12 protein-coding genes are annotated in these 19,668 nt (G+C 67.2%); 5 read left to right on the top strand and 7 right to left on the bottom strand.

What is annotated here, in order from left to right; translation table 11 throughout:
- Positions 1-114: 114 nt before the first annotated feature.
- The 3 genes from FHS28_RS01630 to dapC form a co-directional block, all read right to left on the bottom strand.
- Positions 115-1,275 (bottom strand): PilT/PilU family type 4a pilus ATPase, encoded by a 1,161-nt coding sequence (locus tag FHS28_RS01630; protein WP_088449392.1) that lies wholly within the window; start codon positions 1,273-1,275, stop codon positions 115-117.
- A 365-nt stretch (positions 1,276-1,640) separates the two neighbouring features.
- Positions 1,641-2,462 (bottom strand): 2,3,4,5-tetrahydropyridine-2,6-dicarboxylate N-succinyltransferase, encoded by an 822-nt coding sequence (dapD, locus tag FHS28_RS01635; protein WP_088449391.1) that lies wholly within the window; start codon positions 2,460-2,462, stop codon positions 1,641-1,643.
- 100 nt (positions 2,463-2,562) lie between these two features.
- Positions 2,563-3,810: a succinyldiaminopimelate transaminase gene (dapC, locus tag FHS28_RS01640; RefSeq protein WP_088449390.1), complete on the bottom strand. Its 1,248-nt coding sequence runs from the start codon at positions 3,808-3,810 to the stop codon at positions 2,563-2,565.
- Between the two features lie 265 nt (positions 3,811-4,075).
- Here dapC and FHS28_RS01645 point away from each other — a divergent pair, with 265 nt between their 5' ends.
- Positions 4,076-6,916 carry an ImpA family metalloprotease gene (locus FHS28_RS01645; RefSeq protein WP_184293989.1) on the top strand — a complete coding sequence of 947 codons (2,841 nt, stop codon included), beginning with the start codon at positions 4,076-4,078 and terminating at the stop codon, positions 6,914-6,916.
- Positions 6,917-7,000: 84 nt separating this feature from the next.
- Here FHS28_RS01645 and FHS28_RS01650 read toward each other — a convergent pair whose 3' ends face one another.
- On the bottom strand, positions 7,001-7,426 hold the full coding sequence (locus FHS28_RS01650) for an SET domain-containing protein (protein ID WP_088449388.1): 426 nt from the start codon (positions 7,424-7,426) through the stop codon (positions 7,001-7,003).
- Between the two features lie 87 nt (positions 7,427-7,513).
- Complete coding sequence (queF, locus tag FHS28_RS01655; protein WP_088449752.1) at positions 7,514-7,945, bottom strand: preQ(1) synthase; 432 nt, start codon at positions 7,943-7,945, stop codon at positions 7,514-7,516.
- Positions 7,946-8,220: 275 nt separating this feature from the next.
- Between queF and smc the strand changes: the two genes are divergently transcribed.
- Positions 8,221-11,733, top strand: coding sequence for a chromosome segregation protein SMC (gene smc / locus FHS28_RS01660; RefSeq protein WP_088449387.1), 3,513 nt, complete (start codon positions 8,221-8,223; stop codon positions 11,731-11,733).
- A 92-nt stretch (positions 11,734-11,825) separates the two neighbouring features.
- Positions 11,826-12,923 carry a cell division protein FtsZ gene (locus FHS28_RS01665; protein ID WP_088449386.1) on the top strand — a complete coding sequence of 366 codons (1,098 nt, stop codon included), beginning with the start codon at positions 11,826-11,828 and terminating at the stop codon, positions 12,921-12,923.
- A 64-nt stretch (positions 12,924-12,987) separates the two neighbouring features.
- On the opposite strand, the gene FHS28_RS01670 is transcribed toward FHS28_RS01665, so the two are convergent.
- Positions 12,988-14,115 (bottom strand): hypothetical protein, encoded by a 1,128-nt coding sequence (locus tag FHS28_RS01670; RefSeq protein WP_088449385.1) that lies wholly within the window; start codon positions 14,113-14,115, stop codon positions 12,988-12,990.
- 78 nt (positions 14,116-14,193) lie between these two features.
- Positions 14,194-15,057, bottom strand: a complete 864-nt coding sequence (locus FHS28_RS01675; RefSeq protein ID WP_221193664.1) for a pectate lyase — start codon at positions 15,055-15,057, stop codon at positions 14,194-14,196.
- 730 nt (positions 15,058-15,787) lie between these two features.
- Between FHS28_RS01675 and ku the strand changes: the two genes are divergently transcribed.
- A complete protein-coding gene (gene ku, locus FHS28_RS01680; RefSeq protein ID WP_445677838.1) occupies positions 15,788-16,591 on the top strand; it encodes a non-homologous end joining protein Ku in 804 nt (267 codons plus the stop codon).
- A 118-nt stretch (positions 16,592-16,709) separates the two neighbouring features.
- Positions 16,710-19,649 carry a DNA ligase D gene (gene ligD, locus FHS28_RS01685; RefSeq protein WP_088449383.1) on the top strand — a complete coding sequence of 980 codons (2,940 nt, stop codon included), beginning with the start codon at positions 16,710-16,712 and terminating at the stop codon, positions 19,647-19,649.
- Positions 19,650-19,668: the final 19 nt, after the last annotated feature.

The raw sequence follows: 19,668 nt of genomic DNA on the forward strand, positions 1-19,668 counted from the left end.
CCGTGCCAGCGGCGCTCAAGCGAGCTGTCAACGTTGCGCAGCCGCGCCCGCACACACCGTCGGCCGTGCTGAACTGCGCGGTCACCTGTGCCGCGACGAGCCCCCCGCCGCGTGTCAGCCTGGCTGAACGTCCAGCGTGATGGAGGTGAAGCTGGCTTCGTCCGCGGCGGGTTCTTCTTTCTTGTTGCCCGCCTGCTGCTTGCCGCCGGTCATGTCGTTCTGCAGACGCCAGAGCAGGTTGGTGGGCGAGTCGGCGAAGGCCAGGCCTTCTTCGCGGGTGATCACGCCGGAGTTGATCAGCTGGGCGAAGTGTTCCTCGAAGCTTTGCGAGCCTTCGGCGATGGATTTTTCCATTGCTTCCTTGACGCCGGCGAAGTCGCCTTGCTCGATCAGTTCGGAGATCAGCTTGGTGTTGAGCAGGATTTCGATGGCGGGCACGCGGCCGCCCTGGGTGGAGCGCAGAAGGCGCTGGGAGACGACGGCTTTGAGGCCGGCGCCCAGGTCGTTCAGCATGGCCGGGCGGGATTCCGGCGTGTAGAAGGACATGATCCGGTTCAGGGCGTGATAGCTGTTGTTGCCGTGCAGGGTGGCGAGCACCAGGTGGCCGGACAGGGCGTAGGAGATGGCCGCGGTCATGGTGTCGCGGTCGCGGATTTCGCCGATCAGGATGCAGTCGGGGGCCTGACGCAGGGCGTTTTTGAGGGCCACTTGCAGGGTGGCGGTATCGCGGCCCACTTCGCGCTGGTTGACCAGCGAGCGCTTGTTGGCGAAGAGGTATTCGACGGGATCCTCGATGGTGAGGATGTGGCCGGTCATGGTCTGGTTGCGGTGTTCCAGCATGGAGGCGAGCGTGGTGCTCTTGCCGGTGCCGGTGGCGCCGACCATCAGGATCAGGCCGCGTTTTTCGGTGACCAGTTTGCCCAGGATGCCGGGCAGGCCGAGGCTGTCCAGCGAGGGGATGACGTGGGGGATGTGGCGGAAGACGGCGGCGATGGAGCCGCGCTGGCGAAAGCCTGACAGCCGGAAGCTGCCGACCTTGGGGATGGACACGGCCAGGTTCAGCTCGCCGGTCTGATCCAGTTCGGCGAGGTGCTGCGGATCGATCACCTCGGCGATGAGTTGTTTGGGCTGGGTGGGGGTGAGCAGCTGGTCGGACACCTGCACCATTTGGCCGTTGATCTTGATCAACACCGGCATATTGGCCGACAGATAGGTATCCGACGCGCCTTTTTCGGCCATCAAGCGGAGGATCCGCTCCATATTTCCAGTGCTCATGTGTCCCTTCCCGTGGCCGTTGGCCTGAATCCGGCATTATCGAATTTGTATCACTGGCTACGGAGCGCCCCATTTGAAAAAGGAGGTAATTTCTGACGCCGCGCTCCCGCCTCGCGCCCCCGCGCACCCAGGGAAAACGCCACCATCCCCCGCACCCCAAGAACGACAAAGGGCGACCGCTCACCCTGAAAAGATGAGCCAGTCGCCCTGTCGCCCGCCCCCAGCGAAGGCTGGGAGATCCGGCTTTGCCGGGCCCCGCCTTGCCCCCTGGGGGGCGCGCGCAGCGCGTAGGGGGGGGCAACAAACCCCACCGGGCCCCGCCTTGCCCCCTGGGGGGCGCGCGCAGCGCGTAGGGGGGGACTAAATCATGCCCTCAACAGATCGTTGATGGAGGTCTTGGCGCGGGTCCCGGCATCCACCTTCTTGACGATGATGGCCGCATACAGGCTGTACTTGCCGTCATTCTTCGGCAGCGAGCCGCTGATCACCACCGACCCGGCCGGCACGCGGCCATACGTCACCGTATCCGTCTCCCGGTCATAAATCGGCGTGCTCTGGCCGATGTACACCCCCATCGAAATCACCGAGTTCTCCTCGACGATCACGCCTTCCACGATCTCCGAACGGGCGCCAATGAAGCAGTTGTCTTCAATGATGGTCGGGTTGGCCTGCAGCGGCTCCAGCACGCCACCAATGCCCACGCCACCGCTCAGATGCACATTCTTGCCAATCTGCGCGCACGACCCGACCGTCGCCCAGGTGTCCACCATCGTGCCCTCATCCACATACGCGCCGATGTTCACATACGACGGCATCAGGATCACATTGCGGGCCATGAAGCTGCCGCGGCGGGCCACCGCCGGCGGCACCACCCGCACGCCGGTGGCGCGCAGCTGCTCGTCGCTCATGCCGCCAAACTTGGTGGGCACCTTGTCGAAGAAGGTCATGTCGCCGGCGCCCATCTGACGGTTGTCATTCAGACGGAAGGAGAGCAGCACCGCCTTCTTCACCCACTGGTGCACCGTCCAGTCGCCCACCGCCTTGCGCTCCGCCACGCGCAGCTGGCCCGCATCCAGGGCGGCCAGTACCTCGTCCACCGCCTTGCGCACGTCCGGCGAATTGGCGGGGTTCAGGTTGGCGCGGCCTTCCCAGGCGAGGTCGATGATGGATTGCAGGTCTTGCGTCATGGCAGTGTCTCGGTGAAGTGTTGGGAGAGGGCGGCGCGGCAGGAAGGCCCGCCGCCAGGGTGTCTGAAGAAGAAATCCGGAACCGGGGCGGGCGAGACGCTCAGCGCGCGCCGGGCCCGCGCGCGTCCGGGAACCGGCTGCGGGTGTAGGCCACGATGCGCTCAGCCGCTTCCAGGCATTCCGCCTGCTCGGCCACCAGCGCCAGCCGCACCCGGCCGGCACCCGGATTGATGCCGTGGGCCTCACGCGCCAGCAGGCTGCCGGGCAGCACGCCCACATTGTATTGAGCGAGCAGTCCCTGGGCGAAGCCGATGTCGTCGCCGTCCGGCACGCCCACCCAGAGGTAGAAACCGGCATCGGGCAGGGCCACGTCCAGCACCTGCGCCAGCAGCGGCGTCACGGCGGCAAACTTGGCCCGGTATTGCGCGCGGTTCTCCACCACATGGGCTTCGTCGTTCCAGGCGGCCACGCTGGCGGCCTGCACCATCGGGCTCATCGCGCTGCCATGGTAGGTGCGGTAGAGCAGGAAGCGCTTGATCCAGGCGGCATCCCCCGCCACAAAGCCGGAGCGCATGCCGGGCACGTTGGAACGCTTGGACAGGCTGCTCAGAGCGATCAGGTTGCGGAAGTCCGGCCGGCCCAGTTGCACCGCGGCCTGCAGGCCGGACAGCGGCGCCGCGTCGGGGCCCTCGCGGAAGTAGATCTCCGAATAGCATTCATCCGAGGCAATGACGAAGCCGTGGCGGTCACTCAGCTCGAACAGCGTTTCCCACTCGGACAGCGGCATCACCGCGCCGGTCGGATTGCCCGGAGAGCAGACATACAGCAGTTGCGTCCGTGCCCAGGTGGCTTCGTCGATCTGCGACCAGTCCGCCGCGAAATTCCGGGCCGGGTCGGAGTTGGCAAAGGCGGGCGTGGCGCCGGCCAGCAGGGCCGCGCCTTCGTAGATCTGATAGAACGGATTGGGGCAGACGACGGTCGCCCCCGGCCGGGTCGGATCGATGACGACCTGGGCCAGCGAGAACAAAGCTTCCCGCGATCCGATCACCGGCAGGATCTGCGTGGCCGGGTCGACCGTCAGGCCGTACCGGCGCTGGATCCATCCGGCGATGGAATTCCGCAGCGCCGGCGTGCCCAGCGTGCTGGGATAGTTGGACAGCCCCTTGAGGTTGGCCATCAAGGCCTCTTCCACCAGCTTCGGGGCCGGATGGCGAGGCTCGCCCAGCCCCAGGGAGATATGGGTCAGGGACGGATTCGGGACGATGTCTTGCGTCAGCGCGCGCAGGCGTTCGAACGGGTAGGGGTTCAGGAGCGCCAGGCGGGGGTTGACCGGGGTGGTGGTCGACATAGCTGCTGGGGTGTCAGTGATCATCGAATCATAGTGGGCCGAAGCCCTGCGCCGAGCGGTTCCGGGCGGCCCCTGACCCTCCCGGCTTCCTTCAATCGGCAACCATGGGTTGCCCGCGCCGTGCGGGTGTCCGCCCCTGGGGAGCGGGTCTCCGCGCGGCCGGCGCTTGTAAGAAACGGCCATGAAACGACGATGAAACGCCCATCGCCCACAGTCCCGTCCATTCTAAAAAGCCAGCCCGCGCCTGACGCACGGGCCCCGCGCCATGACACCGACGAGACGACCCCTGGGCACCCACGCACTGCTGATGCGACAGCGCACGCTGTCCGCGCTTCCCTTTACCGCCATGAAGGCCCGACTGCTGATCGCGGCCCTGGTGATGATCCTGGTGGGGTGTGGCGGTGGATCGGGCAGTGGCGGCGGAACCTCCGGCGGCACCGGGCCAGATGGCGGCGGCGGCCCCGGCACGGGCACATCCAACCCGGGGGACGTGCGCATTGCCGCGGCGCTCACGTCCGGCGATCCCGCCGGCCTGGCCGATACCGACACCGCCACGCTGCTGGAGCGGGCCATTGCCGAAGCGACCAGCCGCCGGCAGTCGGAATCCGCAGTCCTGTCGGCGCTGTATGGCGACACCGCCACGCCGCTGGACTTGACGCTCAACGTCGGCACGAACAGCGTCAGCATCCTGCCGCTGAGCTCCACGACTGCGGTGTCCAGCATCAAGTCGGACAACGGCACCCCGCTGGCCGCCGTGGTGGTGGACGGCAAGGGCCGCGGTCTGGCCTACGGCGCGGACGTGCTGCAATGGATGTCCGCCACCACCAAGGAGCAGCAGCACTATCCGCTGTTCCTGCGCCAGATCCGCTGGCTGGTGACCGGCAGCGGCACCGGCACCCTGCCGGCCACGCTGAAGATTGCCACCGCCGGCTACAGCGCCAGCACCGTCAAGAACTTCCTCACTCGCGCTGGCAGCACGGCGGAGGCCCTGGACTGCGCCGTGGCCGATCCGGCCAATACCTGCTGGACCAGCGCCGACCTGATCGTCCTGGGCGGCAGCGTGCCGACGTCCAGCGGTTTGACGGCGCTGATCCGCAGCTACCTGGCGGGCGGCAAGGCGGTGGTCTACATGCATCCGAACTGGGTCCAGTCGGCGGGCGGCTCGCAGGTGCTGGCGGGCCTGGGCATGAAGATGGGCGGTTATCCGGGCAATTACTTCGCGCCTGCGGCAGGCGTGTCGGTCTCCGGCACCCGCACCGTGGCGGATGTGCTCGGCGCCAAGACCACGCTGAGTGAATTGCCGGCGTCGCTGAAGTTGCTGCAGGCCAGTGCCCCGGCGGTGGACCTGAAGACGGATGCGTCCGCCCTGACGCCGTTCCGGGACCTGCTGGCCGAGCTCGGCAATCTGCAAAGCACCGGCCAGGCCATCTTCAACGACGACCCCCGTTTCCTGCTGCATCGCCTGCTGGTGCTGTGGGCGGACCAGCAGCGTCCGGGCCTGACTTACGGCAAGGTCAGCCGCAGCAATGCGGCCGCCTTCCTGCGCACCTATGCGGTCGACGCCTTCCAGTGGTTCGCCCGCAGCAGCGCCAAGGCCGCCACGGCCGGGCAGGGCGATTACATGCCCGCGAGCGCCCAGACGCTGACCCCCAGCACCACGGCGGAAGAGCTGCGCATCACGCTGCCGCAGTCCGGCGGCACCACCCTGATCGGTCGAGGCGCGCTGCCCGCCCGGGGGGTGCAGGTGGAAGTGGTGGATGCGGCCGGTGCCACGCTGGGCCTGCAGACCAGCCTGCTGCGCACCTGGGGCAATCCGCTGACGGAGGAGGGCGACACCTATGCCCGCCCGCTGCGTCCGCATTCCTTCAATATTCCGCTGAACACCGCCGGCGCGACCGCCTTCGTGTCGCCCAACGGCGGCCCGCTGATGCTCAGCTACAGCGGCGCGACGGCCGGCAGTGTGGTCACCCTGCGCATCAAGGGTGTGATCCGTTATGCCCACTTCGACTACACCACCGCCATGAGCGAGAGTGACATCGCCGATGCGGTCGCGGCCCTCAATGCCGGCACCTACGGCTGGCAGACGACCAAGGTGGTGGGCGGCGAGATCCAGCAGATCATGGCCTATGCGAAGAGCACCATCGGCACGCTGTCGCCCTCGGTCTATGCGAACACGCACATCAAGGATGGCCTGTTCATGAGCAACCATCTGGCCAACGGCTACAACGATGCCGGCATGAGCGCCAAGGTGAGCAGCCTGTGCGGCACCTTTAGCTGGACGTGCACCGGCCCCCTGCACGACACGCCGTCGGTGCAGCATTTCGTGGGCTGGATCGCCACCTGCGGCTACCTCTGCTCGGGCAACCCGATCGACGGCTATGCCGGTATCGGCCTGGGTTGGGGCTACGCCCACGAACTGGGTCACAACACGGTGCAGCGCGTGATGCGCATCGTGCCGGACGGCACCACCGGTTGCAGCACCGAGTGCGACAACAACATCCTGGCCAGCGCCACCGCCCTGCGGGCCTACGCCATGCTGGGCCTGGAGATCAGCAGCGGCCATCCGCTGGACCATGCGGGCCTGTATGCCGCCATCAAGGCCAACCGGGCCTCCGGCCTGAGCGGAGATGCGCTGGTGGCCGACCAGACGCGCCGCATCTGGAACGACAGCTCGCAGGACATCATGCGCGCGGTGCACTTCCAGCTGGCCTTCCTGTTCAGCAAGACCCGCAGCGGCCTGAACCAGCCGACGCTGGACAGCACGATGGACTTCTTCGGCCTGCTGACCAAGGGCGACCGGCTGGTGGCCAAGTCGTTCACCACGGCGACGGCGGCCAGCTACGGCATGGGGCGTTACACCACCAACACCATCACCAACCATGAGCTGCTGTATGTGCTGAGCTCCCGCATCATCGGGCAGGATCTGCGCAAGGTGTTCTGGATGTATGGCTTGCCGCTGAGTGACACGGCGCTGGGCTCGGTGGCCGACCTCAACCTGCCGATGGCGTCCCGCAGCTTCTATGCACTGCCGGCGGGCAAACACAACCAGCTGGCGACCGGCCAGTGGCTGGATGTGGAGGCGGGTCAGCCGGCCTGGCCGTTCTGACCGGCTTCACGGTCGGCGTTTCCAAAAGGTTTGGGAGCCGGGTGGCGGGGCGCTGCGTCCCTGCGGCCGGTGGAGGCCGACCCCTCAGAGCCAGTGACGACACCCCGGTGCGCCGCACTGGCAGGGCAGCCGCCCTTCATGATGGGTAAGGCCGTAATCGACGGTGAGTTCCTCGCCGTCGGCAATGTCCCGCAGCGCCAGGAACTGCACTTCACCGTCCTCCACCTGGATGCGGGCATTGGGCTCGCAACTGTGGTTGGTGAAGCGTAGCGCGTCCTGCGAGCGGCTGGCGTCGATGGCGCGTGCCGGTGAAAGCTCCACCAGCATCAGCCGTCCGCCGCCCTGGGCGCGACGGCGCGCCTCCGCCACGGTGATCGACTCACCGGTCAACTGACCCAGCCGCTGCCCCGCGCGGATCGGCTGCTGGGCAAACACGCCATAGCCGTCAATGCGGCTGCGCCGCAGCGCCACCGCCACGTCGGTGTGTCGGGGATCAAAGCGCAGCGCCATCGGCCCGCCTCAGTTCCGACATCGACGAACGCCGCGCGGCCGTCTCCGCACACTGGGCTGAAGGCGGCCGCGCGTTCATGGCTGCAATCAGCGCAGCAGCCCGGATTCGAAGCTGTGCGACGGGATGTCCACCGCCGGCAGCGGCTTCCAGCCCTTCTTGCGGTGTTCCGCCACCACGTTGGTGTAGATGCCGCCCCGCACATACCACTTGGCGGTGATGCGGATATAGCGCGGATTCGTCACCTTCACGATGTCGTCCAGGATGGTGTTGGTCACCTTCTCATGGAACGCACCCTCGTTGCGGTAGCTCCAGAAGTACATCTTCAGGCTCTTGAGCTCGACGCAATATTCATCGGCAATCATGTCGATGGTGAAATGCGCGAAGTCGGGCTGGCCGGTCAGTGGGCAGTGGCAGGTGAACTCGGGCACCTGGAACTGGATGACATAGTCACGCTCCGGTGCGGGGTTGGGGAAGACGTGGATCTCCTTGCTCGGTGCGCTCGGCGGGTTGGGCGGCATCTCGCGCATCTTGGGCTGGGCAGCCGGCTTGCCGGAGGCGCGCTTGGCAGTGGTCTTGTCGGTGTTCTTGGCGCCAGTCTTGGCAACGGGCGCGGAAGTCTTGGCGGAAGCAGTCTTGGCCATGGTGGGTTCGGGATCTTGTTCGGAGAAAAATGCGGCCCACAGGCGTGGCCGGTGGTGACAGGGGGCGATGGTATCATCCGGCGCGAAACAAGCGCCCCGTCAAGGGGCGTTTCCACAATCAAATCAAAGGCTTAGGCAGCTCTCCAACCCCGATGCGACTGAACTCGATCAAGCTCTCGGGCTTCAAGTCCTTCGCCGACCCGACCAACTTCCAGTTGCCCGGGCAACTGGTGGGCGTCGTCGGACCCAACGGTTGCGGCAAGTCCAACATCATGGATGCCGTCCGCTGGGTGCTGGGCGAAAGCAAGGCCAGCGAACTGCGTGGGGAATCCATGCAGGACGTGATCTTCAACGGCTCGGGCAACCGCAAGCCGGCCAGCCGGTCCAGCGTGGAGCTGGTCTTTGACAATGCCAGCGCCCGCGCCGGCGGCCAGTGGAACCAGTTTTCCGAAATCGCGGTCAAGCGGGTGCTGACCCGCGACGGCACCAGCAGCTACTTCATCAACAATCAGCCGGTGCGTCGCCGGGACGTGCAGGACGTGTTCCTGGGCACGGGCCTGGGCCCGCGGGCCTACGCCATCATCGGCCAGGGCACCATCAGCCGGATCATCGAGTCCAAGCCGGAAGAGCTGCGCATGTTCCTGGAGGAGGCCGCCGGGGTTTCCAAATACAAGGAACGCCGCCGAGAGACGGAAAACCGCCTCAAGGACACCCGCGAAAACATGACCCGGGTGGAGGACATCCTCCGCGAGCTCAACAGCAACCTTGACAAGCTGGAGCGCCAGGCCGAGATCGCCGCCAGCTATCGCTCGCTGCAGGACCAGGGCACCCTGAAGCTGCACCAGCTCTGGTTCCTGAAGCATCGCGATGCCTCCGGCGAAGCCACCCGCGTCAAGACCGAACATGCCGAGGCGGTGAATGCGCTCGAAGCCCGCATGGCCGAGCTGCGTCACCTCGAGGCCGAGCTGGAAACCGTCCGGCAGGCCCACTATGCCTCGGGCGACGACCTGCATGCGGCGCAGGGCCGCATGGCGGAAGCCCAGCTGGAAGTGAGCCGGCTGGAAGAACGCATCCGCTATGTGGTGGAAGGCCGCCAGCGGCTGGAGCAGCGGCTGGTGGAACTGCAGACGCAGAACCAGCAGTGGCAGGAACGCGCCGAGCAGGCCCAGGCCGAGCTGGATGAGGTGGCCGGGCAGATCGCCCAGGCGGAAGAGCAGAGTGAGATCCTGGCGGCCCAGGCCGAAGACCAGGCGATGAAGCTGCCCGAGGTCGAAGACCAGCTGCGCGCCGCGCAGAGTCGCGCCAATGAACAGCGCAGTCAGGTCGCCCAGGTGCAGCAGCAGATCCAGGTGCTGGCCGCGGAAAGCCGAAGCGTCGATGAGCAGCTCCGCGGTCTGCGCGGACGCCGCGACCGGCTGGCGCAGGAACGCCAGGGTCTGGCCGCGCCGCAGCATGAGAAGCTGGACGAAGTCCGGCGACTGAGCGCTGCCGCCGATGAGCAGCAGGCCATTGCCGACGCCCGCCTGTCCGAACTGGCTGAAGCCGTGCCGCAGGCCGACGAGCAGCGCCAGTCCGCCCAGCAGGAGGCGCAAGCCCAGGCCGCGCGCCTGACCGACATCGCCGCCCGTCTCGCCGCCCTGCGCGCCCTGCAGGAGAAGGTGCAGACGGAAGGCAAACTCAAGCCCTGGCTGGCCCGTCACGGTCTGCAGGACCTGCAAGGCCTGTGGACCCAGCTGCACATCACGCAGGGATGGGAAAACGCCCTGGAAGCGGCGCTGCGCGAGCGCATGGGCGCCTTGTCCGTCGGCCGCCTGGAGACGGTGCAGGCCTTCGTGCAAGACCCGCCCCCGGCCCGGCTGGCGTTTTACGCCGCACCCCAGAGCGAGATCAGCAACACCCATCGGGCGCTCACACCGCTCACCGACCTGCTCAAGCTGGAATCACCGGGCCTGCGCGCCCTGATGAATGACTGGCTGGAAGGCATCTACACGGCGGAGTCCATTGCCCAGGCGCTGGCCGACCGGCCGAAGCTGAGCCATGGCGAGGTCATCATGACCCGCGAAGGCCATGCGGTCAGCCAGTTCGCGGTCAGCTTCTATGCCGCCGACAGCGAAACCGCCGGCCTGCTCGCCCGCGCGCAGGAGATCGAGCAACTGGCCCTGGAGCAGCGCGCCCAGACCCTGATCAGCGACGAAGCCCGCGCCCAGGCCATCCGCGCCGAAGCGGCTTACACCGATGCAGCCCAGCGCCTGGCGGTGCTGCGTCGGGAAGCCACCGACACCCAGTCGCGTGCCCATCAGCTGCAGGTTGAACTGCTGCGCCTGACGCAGCAGACCGAAGCGGCGATGTCCCGCCGCACCCAGCTGGACGAAGAACTGGCCGACATCGACGCCCAGCAGGAAGGCCTGATGGAGCGCCGCATGGAAGGCGAGGCCCGCTTCGAGGAGCTGGACCTGCAACTGGCCACGACCCAGGAGCGTCATGCCGAGCTGGACGAAGCCGTCATCCAGGCCGAACGCAAGCTCACCGAAGCCCGGGAGCAGCAGCGGGTGCTGGAGCGCCGGGCCCAGGAGGCGGTGTTCAGCGCCCGGGCGCTGGCGGCCAAGCGCGGTGAACTGCAGCGCAGCATCGAGACCTCGCGCCAGCAGGTGCAGGTCAACGAGCAGACCATCCAGAACATGGGCCGCGAGCGCGAGGAACTCGATGACGCGGCCGCCCAGGCCGGCCTGCAGGATGCGCTGGCGCTGAAGGTGGAGCGCGAAGCCGCGCTGGCCACGGTGCGCGCCGCCTACGACGACCTGAGCCTGCGCCTCAAGCGCGGCGAAGAGCAGCGCCTGGGCATCGAGCGCGCCCTGGAGCCGATGCGCGAACGCATCACCCGGCTGCAACTGGACGAACAGGCCGCCGCGCTCGGCGGGCAGCAGTTCATGGAACAGCTGGTCGCCGCGAATGTAGACCTGGAAGCACTGGCCAAGACCGTCGAAGACGGCGGCGTCAAGCTTTACGGACTGCAGGGCGAGATCGACCGCATCAACCGCGAGATCGCGGCGCTGGGGGCCGTCAATCTGGCGGCGCTGGACGAACTGGGCGCAGCGCGCGAGCGCAAGACCTTCCTCGATGCGCAATATGCCGACCTGACCTCCGCCATCACGACGCTGGAAGACGCCATCCACAAGATCGACCTGGAAACTCGCGACCTGCTGGGGACGACGTTCCACCAGGTCAATGAGCATTTCGGGCGGATGTTCCCCAGCCTCTTCGGCGGCGGCCAGGCCAAGCTGGTCATGACCGGCGACGAAATCCTGGATGCCGGCGTGCAGGTCATGGCCCAGCCGCCCGGCAAGAAGAACAGCACCATCCACCTGCTGTCCGGCGGCGAAAAGGCCCTGACCGCGATTGCGCTGGTGTTTGCCATCTTCCAGTTGAATCCTGCGCCGTTCTGCCTGCTGGACGAGGTGGACGCGCCGCTGGACGACGCCAACACCGAGCGTTATGCCCGGCTGGTGGCGGAAATGAGCAAGGTGACGCAGTTCCTCTTCATCTCCCACAACAAGATTGCCATGGAAATGGCCAAGCAGCTGATCGGGGTGACGATGCAGGAACAAGGGGTGTCCCGGATCGTGGCGGTGGACATGGAGTCCGCGCTGGCCATGGCGGAGCAGTAAGCCTTGACAGACCATCATGTCCCAGGCGGCGCGCCGCAGCGACCGGGCGAGGAATCGCCGGCAGCGCCCCGGGAGACGGAGACAATGACGCCATGACGACCGACTGGAGCCTTACCGCCATGCTGGCCGCCCTGGGCGGCGTGGTGCTGGTAGGCGTGCTTGCCCAGGGCTGGTGGAGCGCTCGGCGCGCCGGCCCCAAACGTGCCGCCCCCAAGGGCGCTTCCAAGGCCGCCTCCTCGGACCGCCATGAGCCGAGCCTCGCAGGGGGCGGTGGCGCTGCGGCGGCGGACGGCATGCCCGCCGACCCGCTGCCCGACCTGCGCACCCTCGACGAGACGGTTCCGGCCGTGGCCCGGGTCCGCAAGACGTCCACCCGCATTGATGCGCTGATCGACGCCCTGGCGACGGTGACGCCCGAAGCGCCGGTGAGCGGCGAGATGGCCTTGTCCCACCTGCCGGGCAGCCGCCGGGCGGGGACCAAGCCGTTCCAGATCGAGGGGCTGAATGCGGCCACCGGCGATTGGGAGCTGCCGCAACCGGGTCAGCGGTATTCGGAGTTCCAGGCGGGCCTGCAGATGGCCAACCGCAGCGGGGCGCTGAACGAAATCGAATATTCGGAGTTCATCCAGAAGGTGCAGGGGTTCGCTGACGGCCTGGGTGCGATGGTGGAATTCCCGGACATGCTGGACGTGGTGGCCCGCGCCCGCGAGCTGGACCAGTTTGCGGCCAGCCATGATGCCCAACTGGCCATCCGTCTGCGGGCCAAGGGCGCGGCCTGGACGCTGGGCTTCGTGCAGCAGGGCGCTCTGCGCCATGGCTTTGTGCCGGGATCGATCCCGGGGCGGCTGGTGATGCCGTCGCCCGATGATGGCGCACCGCCGGTGCTGGCCCTGCAGTTCGATGCGCAGGCGGCGCTGGCGGATGATCCGCAGACCTCGTCCCTGCGGGAGCTGACGCTGGCGCTGGACGTGCTGCAGACGCCGGAAGCGCAGGAGCCGTTTGCGATCTGGCAGGAATCGGCGCGGCATCTGGCGCGGGACTTTGAGGCGGACATCTGCGACGACCGTGGGCAGGTGCTCAACCTGCATGCGTTCCAGGCCATCGGGCAGGAACTGGACGCGCTCTACAAGGCACTGGCCGCGCGGGATCTGGCGGCCGGAACACCGGTCGCCCGGCGCCTCTTCAGCTGACGTCGCCCGGCGCGGCTGGCTTCAGGGGCGCTGGACGGTCCCTTGCGGCCGCATCATGGCCGCTTCATGGCAGTCCTGAGTCTGAGCCTGACGCCTGGGCTTGTGTGTCTTCGTCGGGAAGCGCGGCGCCACCCGCCAGCGCCTGTGTCTGCCACACCTCCTGCGTAGGATCAATGTCCCGGAAGGTCCTTGCCAACGCCCACTGGGCTTGCTGGCGCAGTGACGGATCGGCAATGCGATGCACCAGATCCACCGCTTCCTGCGGCGACTGGCGGGCCAGTTCGTCCTGCGTCGCATGCTGGGCGATGGAGGCATCCAGGGCCGGACTGGCCCCTTGTGACCGGATCCACGTCCGCGCGGCCGAGCCATCCAGTGCCAGCCAGCGATTGAGCGACTCGGTTAGCAAGGGCCGACCGATGGCCGGGGGCAGGGTACTGGCGAACACGGTGGCGGACCGGGCATCCTGATTCGCCCAGCGATCATTGACCACAGCCAGCAGATGGGTGCCACCAGCGGCCGGTCGAGTACCGTCACTCGGGCCTGATCCACTCTCCGCGGCGGCGCTCTCTCCAGCCGCAGCTTCAGCCCCAGCCGCAGCCGAGGCTGCCATCCGCTTCGCGGCCCAGAGGGCTGCCTGCGTCGGGGCGATGTCGGTCCAGCGCGCGACCGTTGCATCGGTCCATGCCCCGCGTAGCGAAGCCTCCAGACCGGGCGTCTCATCGAGCCCCTGGAGCATCCCCTCAAACATCCTGCGCTGCCACAGCGGCTCCAGCAGAGGCTCCACCAGCGCCTGCGCCCAGGCCGGACGCCGTGCTGCCCACGCCAGTGCCTGCTGCCAGGCACGCTCGGGCGACGGGCCCAGCATCGCGGCAAGCTGTGCCTGCCATTTCTCCAATGAGGCGTCCACTGCGTCGGCATCGGCTGCAGGGCGGCTGAGTTCGGCCTGTGCGGTGGCTGCGGCCAGGTGGCGCCAGGGGTCTGGGGCTGCGGCACCGGCTGCATCGGCGGGTGGGGCCGTGGCGCTCTGCCAGTTCCCAATGACCCCTACCATCACCGTCAAGCAGAACGCTGTGAACACGGCCAGCACGCCGCGCAGACCCCGCCACCGTTTCGTGGCGTGCAGGCCCGGACGACCCGGTCGGTGCCGAGCGAGCGGGGTCATCGAGCCGTCGGTCGAAAAGGTCTGTCGCATGGGTCCTCGCACGGTGGATGAGCCACCCCGGGGGGGGGCCTGCCAGGCACCCTCCCGAAGGCGGGTGCCCCCGGTGCCTCACTTGAAAATGCAGGCCCGCGCAATGTTGCTGCTGTTCGTGTCCTTGCCAGGCTCGCTGCCCTTGCCGGTGCCGACATAGGTGTCACACTTGGTCTTGGAGCCCGAATACACGAGGTCCGAAATCGTCGCCACGTCATACTTGCCGGAGATGCCGGACTTGCTGTCGTAGCTGCTGTTCACCCCCACCACCGCCACATTCACGGTGCCGATGCGCACGCCGGAGACGGTCACCTTGCGGGCGTACTGGGTGGAGCAATTGCCACAGGAGCGGTAGAGCTTGCCCACGTTGTCCACGTAGAAGTCAGAGATGACCACCGTGCCGTCGCCGTTGTGCTGGAACACCTTGTCCGCGGCCTTGAAGGCGGCGCCGCCGGAAATGGTCAGCTTGCTGGTGACCCCACTGAGCTTGATGGCGGTGGCAGCGTCCTCGCCCACGTCGGCCCAGTAGACATTGGTGATGTTGCACTGGCCGTAGCAGTGCACGCCGTCCGCGCCGCCGGCGGCAAGGTTGGTGCCGCTGCCCAGCGATCCGTCCCCAATGACGACGTTCTTCACCGTGGCGCCGTTGTTCAGCTTGAACATCGGAATCTGGCTCTCGCTCTGGGTGCCCTTCATGTTGGAAGCGGTGCCCACCAGGCAGACCCACTTGCCATAGATGGCGGTGCCATCCCAGGTGGCGCCGGCGGCCACTTCAATCGTCGAGCTCACATTGACCTTGGTACAGCTCGGCACCGAGCGCACCCCAGGCGCGGCATGGGCCGGCGTGGCCAGGAACAGCGCCATCATGGCGATCAGGGCAATGAGGGCGGAGGCGGCATGCGGCAGCGCGCCGAACGACACACGTTCAATCAATCGGTTCATGGTTTTCCCTTAAAAAGAGGATGAAGGTTCACCCGGGGAAACGGCTGGAGGGGCCACCGAGGTGGCGTCCGCATCCGATGCATCCGGTGCATCCGGCACAGCCGGTACAGCGGGTACATCAAGTACAGCGGGTCATCGCGAGGGGTCGTCAGGACCCGTCTCTCCGATTCATGAAGGCTGTCGGCCGCTGCTTCGTCCCGCGCAGGGGGGCGAGCAGGGTGAAAGAGGGTGGATCACGCGGTTGTACGGACCGGATCGCCGTCCGTGTGCCCTTGTGATCGGTTGCGTCTGGCGTTGTCTCCCTGGGCCAGCCCATTGTGGGGATACCGGTACCGTGGAGCTACTGTAAGAGCTTGCAGGGGAGCGGGAATTGCCAGAGGAGGGCAGCCGGTGCAGCCAGCACCGGCCGTGATGGAGCCCTTGACCCATGCCTACCTCCCGTGCCCGAACCTCGTCGGACAGCAAGACGACCCAGACGTCCAAAGCCCCCAGGACCACCGCCAGACAAGGCGGCGCCGCCGATGCAGCGAAGGACGATGACGCGACACCGAGCCAGCGCGCGAAAGGGAAGGCCGCGCCAGGCGCTGCGAGGCGTGGAAGGTCCGTGGCGTCCAAGTCCGCGGCCCCATCCAGGTCAGCGGGGACAGGCACCAAGGGCCGATCGCCTCGTTCCTCGAAATCCTCCGCTTCAGCCACCGCGCCGGACGCCGCACCCGCCCCCCGACGGGCCATCTGGAAAGGCGCCATCAGCTTTGGCCTGGTGCATGTGCCGGTGGCGCTGTACCCCGCCACCCGGGATGAGTCGGTGGACTTCGACTGGCTGGACAAGCGCACCCTCGACCCCGTCGGCTACAAGCGCATCAACAAGCGCACCGGCCGGGAGATCGACAAGGAGCAGATCGTCAAAGGGGTGAAGCAGGAGAACGGGGATTACGTCGTGCTGAGCGATGACGAGATCCGCCAGGCTTATCCGGCCACCACACAGACCATCGCCATCGAGACCTTTGTGCCGGCGGACCAGATCTCCTTTGTGTATCTGGAACGGCCGTATTACCTCGCCCCGGTCGGCAAGACCGCCAAGGTGTATGCACTGCTGCGGGAGGCGATGTCGCAGGCCGGGTTGATCGCGGTGGCGCGGCTGGTCATCCACAGCAAGGAGCATCTGGCCGCGCTGCTGCCTGCCGGGCCCTGCCTCATGGTCGGCCTGATGCGCTGGGCCAGCGAAATCCGCCCCGCCGAAGACCTGGACCTGCCGGCGGAAGGGGTCAATGCCAACGGCATCAAGCCGAATGAGCTGAAGATGGCCCGACAACTGATCGAGGAGATGACCGCGGACTTTGAGCCGCACCACTATCAGGACGAGTTCGCCGTCGCCATCCGAACCCTCATCGACCGCAAGGTCAAGGCCGGGGAAGCGCAGTCGGTGGAGCCGCTGGAAGAAGCGCCGGCAGAGGCCTCGGGCAACGTGGTGGATCTGACTGATCTGCTCAAGCGCAGCCTGGGCGGCGGCCGCAAGCCTGCCAAGCGGGCCTGAACGGCGCGCCCGAGCCGCCTGGCGCCCGGGTGGGTCGACGCAGGTGCCTTCGCCACGGGCGCGCCATTTGCTGCGCAGTCAGCGTCACCCGACCCGATTGCACCCAGGGATCTGACCTATGCCATCACGCGCCCAACCTGCGGCCGAAGCGCCGCTCAGCCGCTACATCTCCAAGCGCAACTTCGAAAGTACCGCCGAGCCCAAGGGCCAGGTGGTGCGCCGCAAGGGGCAGCAGCCGCTCAGTTTCGTCATCCAGAAGCATTGGGCCAGCCATCTGCATTACGACTTCCGGCTGGAACTGGACGGCGTGCTGCTGAGCTGGGCGGTGCCCAAGGGGCCGTCCTACGACCCGCGCCAGCGGCGCATGGCGGTGCAGGTGGAGGATCATCCGGTGGCGTATGGGAGCTTCGAAGGCACCATCCCGCCCAAGCAGTACGGCGCCGGGGAGGTGATCATCTGGGACAACGGCACCTGGGAGCCAGTGGGCGAAGCCCATGCGGGACTCAAGGCCGGGAAGCTGGTATTCCGGCTGCACGGGCAGAAGCTGGCGGGGCTGTGGCAACTGGTGCGCACGTCGAAGGACGATGCCAAACGCGCGCAGTGGCTGCTGATCAAGAAGCATGACCCCTGGGAACGGTCCCACGACGACTACGACGTGACGATGGAACTGCCGGACAGCGTGGTGGCGCAGCCGCTCGGGCTGCTGGAAGTGCGCGAACCGAAGGAAGGGGGGACGTCCCTGCCTGCCTCCGCCGTGCCGGAAGGCGATGGTGCGAAGGGCCAGGCGCGGTCCACGAAGTCCGCCAAGTCTGCCAAGTCCACCAATGGCAACGGCTCGGCGCGGGCCGCCAAGGCATCGGCCGGGACTGGTTCGGCCGCGACAACGTCCGCCGCGGTTACAGACGGCGATGGGGAGGATGCCGCTGCGCCTGACCTCTCCAAGGCGCGCAAGACCCGTCCACCGACCGAGCTCACGCCGCAGCTCGCCACGCTGGTCACGAGCACGCCACCCGGCGACTGGATCAGCGAAGCCAAGCTGGATGGCTACCGCCTGCTGACTCGCATCACCAAAGGCCGGGTGCAGCTGATCACCCGCGGCGGTCACGACTGGTCCGACCGGATGCCGACGCTGGTGAAGGCCCTTGAGGGCCTGGATCTGGAGTCCGCCTGGCTGGACGGGGAAGTGGTGGTGCTCGGCCCCGAAGGCGCCCCGGAGTTCAACCGGCTGCAAAACGCCATCGGTCGCTCCGGACGGGCCGGACGCGGCGGGCCGGGTGAGAAGGACATCGTGTATTTCCTGTTCGATGTGCCCTACCTGCAAGGCTACGACCTGCGGGAGGTGCCGCTGCGGGAACGCCGCCGAGCCTTGCAGGCGCTGCTGGCCGACCAGCCCGACGAGCATGTGCGCTTCAGCGAAGCGCTGGATGCGCCGCCGGACCAGATGCTGACGGCTGCCTGCCAGATGCGGCTGGAGGGTCTGATCCTCAAGCGCCCGGATGCGCCGTATGTGTCCGCCCGCAGCGACACCTGGGTCAAGCTGAAGTGCCAGCTGCGGCAGGAATTCGTGGTGGTGGGCTTCACGCCGCGCAGTGACGCGCCCAATGGCCTGGGCAGTCTGTTGCTGGCGGTGCGGGACGCGCAGGGCAACGGCGACGGCAGCGGCGACGGCAAGGGCGCCGGCTGGCGGTATGCCGGCCGGGTGGGGACGGGCTGGTCACTGGCGCAGGGCGGGGTGCTGCGCAAGCAGTTGAACGCACTGGAGACCGACCAGCCACATTTCACTGCGGAGGACATCAAGCGCAGCCACTGGACCCGTCGCCCGGGTGGCGACGAGCACTGGGTGCGACCGGAGATGGTGGTGGAGGTGGCGTTTGCGGAATGGACGCCGGACGGACATATCCGGCATGCCGCCTTCCAGGGCGTGAGAGAAGACAAACCCGCGGAGGAGATCGGGATGGAAGCGGCCAAAGCACCGAATGAAGTGTCCGGCTCGCCTGACGCGTCGGGCAAGGGACGAAAGAAGGCATCGGCTTCGGCCGGTGCGTCGCCTGGCGGCAAGTCGCCGACCAAGGCGGCCGCCAAAGGAGCCACCAAGGGAGCCACCAAGGCGTCATCCAACGCTTCCAGCTCGGCATCGAGCCAAGTCGCCGCGAAGGCCCAATCAGACACCGGCCGCAACGCCAAGCCTGCCGCCGCCCAGCGCGCTCGGGCGACGTCCGCCGCCAGCAGCCAGCTCCGCATCACCCACCCCGACCGCGTCATCGACGAAGCGTCTGGCACCACCAAGATCGAGCTGGTGCGCTTCTATGAAAGCGTGGCCGACTGGTTGATGCCCCACCTAGAACAGCGCCCGCTCGCCCTGGTCCGCGCTCCCGAAGGTGTCGGTGGTGAGCTGTTCTTCCAGAAACATGTGGAAGGCAACGACCTGATCGTCGTGCGCAACATGGCGGAGGTGCTGGCCTTCACCCAGCTCAACACCATCGAACTGCACACCTGGAACAGCCGGTCGGACAAGCTCGACAAACCCGATCGCATCGTCTTTGACCTGGACCCTGGCGAGGGCGTGGCGTTCGCTCAGGTGAAGGAAGGGGCGCAACTGGTGCGCGCATTGCTGGAAGAGCTCAGCCTGAAGTCCTGGCTGAAGACCAGCGGCGGCAAGGGCCTGCATGTGGTGGTGCCGCTGACCCGACGCGCGGACCACGAGACCTGCAAGGCCTTCAGCCGCGCCGTCGTCGAGCATCTGGCCGCCACTCTGCCCAAGCGCTTCTCCGCCAAGAGCGGCCCGCGCAACCGGGTCGGCAAGATCTTTGTGGACTACCTGCGCAATGGGGAAGGACAGACCACCGCATCCGCCTTCTCAGTGCGGGCGCGGCCGGGGCTCGGGGTGTCGATGCCCATCGCCTGGGACGACCTCGCTGACCTCAAGGGCGGCGACCAATGGAAGGTGCGGGACGCCCGGGACCATTTGAGCTTTGTGAAGCAGGATCCGTGGGCCGACTATTGGACCTGCCGTCAGACGCTCACCGCTGGCCAGAAGATGCTTGCAGCGGACGACTGAGCGCGGAACCGGTGCCGCA

Origin of the sequence: Roseateles terrae (genome assembly GCF_014192155.1) — a bacterium.
Lineage (GTDB): Bacteria > Pseudomonadota > Gammaproteobacteria > Burkholderiales > Burkholderiaceae_C > Roseateles > Roseateles terrae.

Bases quoted from the DNA above. Each gene is read 5' to 3' on its own strand.
- FHS28_RS01630 (WP_088449392.1), bottom strand. From the start codon at position 1,275: ATGAGCACTGGAAATATGGAGCGGATCCTCCGCTTGATGGCCGAAAAA.
- dapD (WP_088449391.1), bottom strand. From the start codon at position 2,462: ATGACGCAAGACCTGCAATCCATCATCGACCTCGCCTGGGAAGGCCGC.
- dapC (WP_088449390.1), bottom strand. From the start codon at position 3,810: ATGTCGACCACCACCCCGGTCAACCCCCGCCTGGCGCTCCTGAACCCC.
- FHS28_RS01645 (WP_184293989.1), top strand. From the start codon at position 4,076: ATGACACCGACGAGACGACCCCTGGGCACCCACGCACTGCTGATGCGA.
- FHS28_RS01650 (WP_088449388.1), bottom strand. From the start codon at position 7,426: ATGGCGCTGCGCTTTGATCCCCGACACACCGACGTGGCGGTGGCGCTG.
- queF (WP_088449752.1), bottom strand. From the start codon at position 7,945: ATGCCGCCCAACCCGCCGAGCGCACCGAGCAAGGAGATCCACGTCTTC.
- smc (WP_088449387.1), top strand. From the start codon at position 8,221: ATGCGACTGAACTCGATCAAGCTCTCGGGCTTCAAGTCCTTCGCCGAC.
- FHS28_RS01665 (WP_088449386.1), top strand. From the start codon at position 11,826: ATGACGACCGACTGGAGCCTTACCGCCATGCTGGCCGCCCTGGGCGGC.
- FHS28_RS01670 (WP_088449385.1), bottom strand. From the start codon at position 14,115: ATGCGACAGACCTTTTCGACCGACGGCTCGATGACCCCGCTCGCTCGG.
- FHS28_RS01675 (WP_221193664.1), bottom strand. From the start codon at position 15,057: ATGAACCGATTGATTGAACGTGTGTCGTTCGGCGCGCTGCCGCATGCC.
- ligD (WP_088449383.1), top strand. From the start codon at position 16,710: ATGCCATCACGCGCCCAACCTGCGGCCGAAGCGCCGCTCAGCCGCTAC.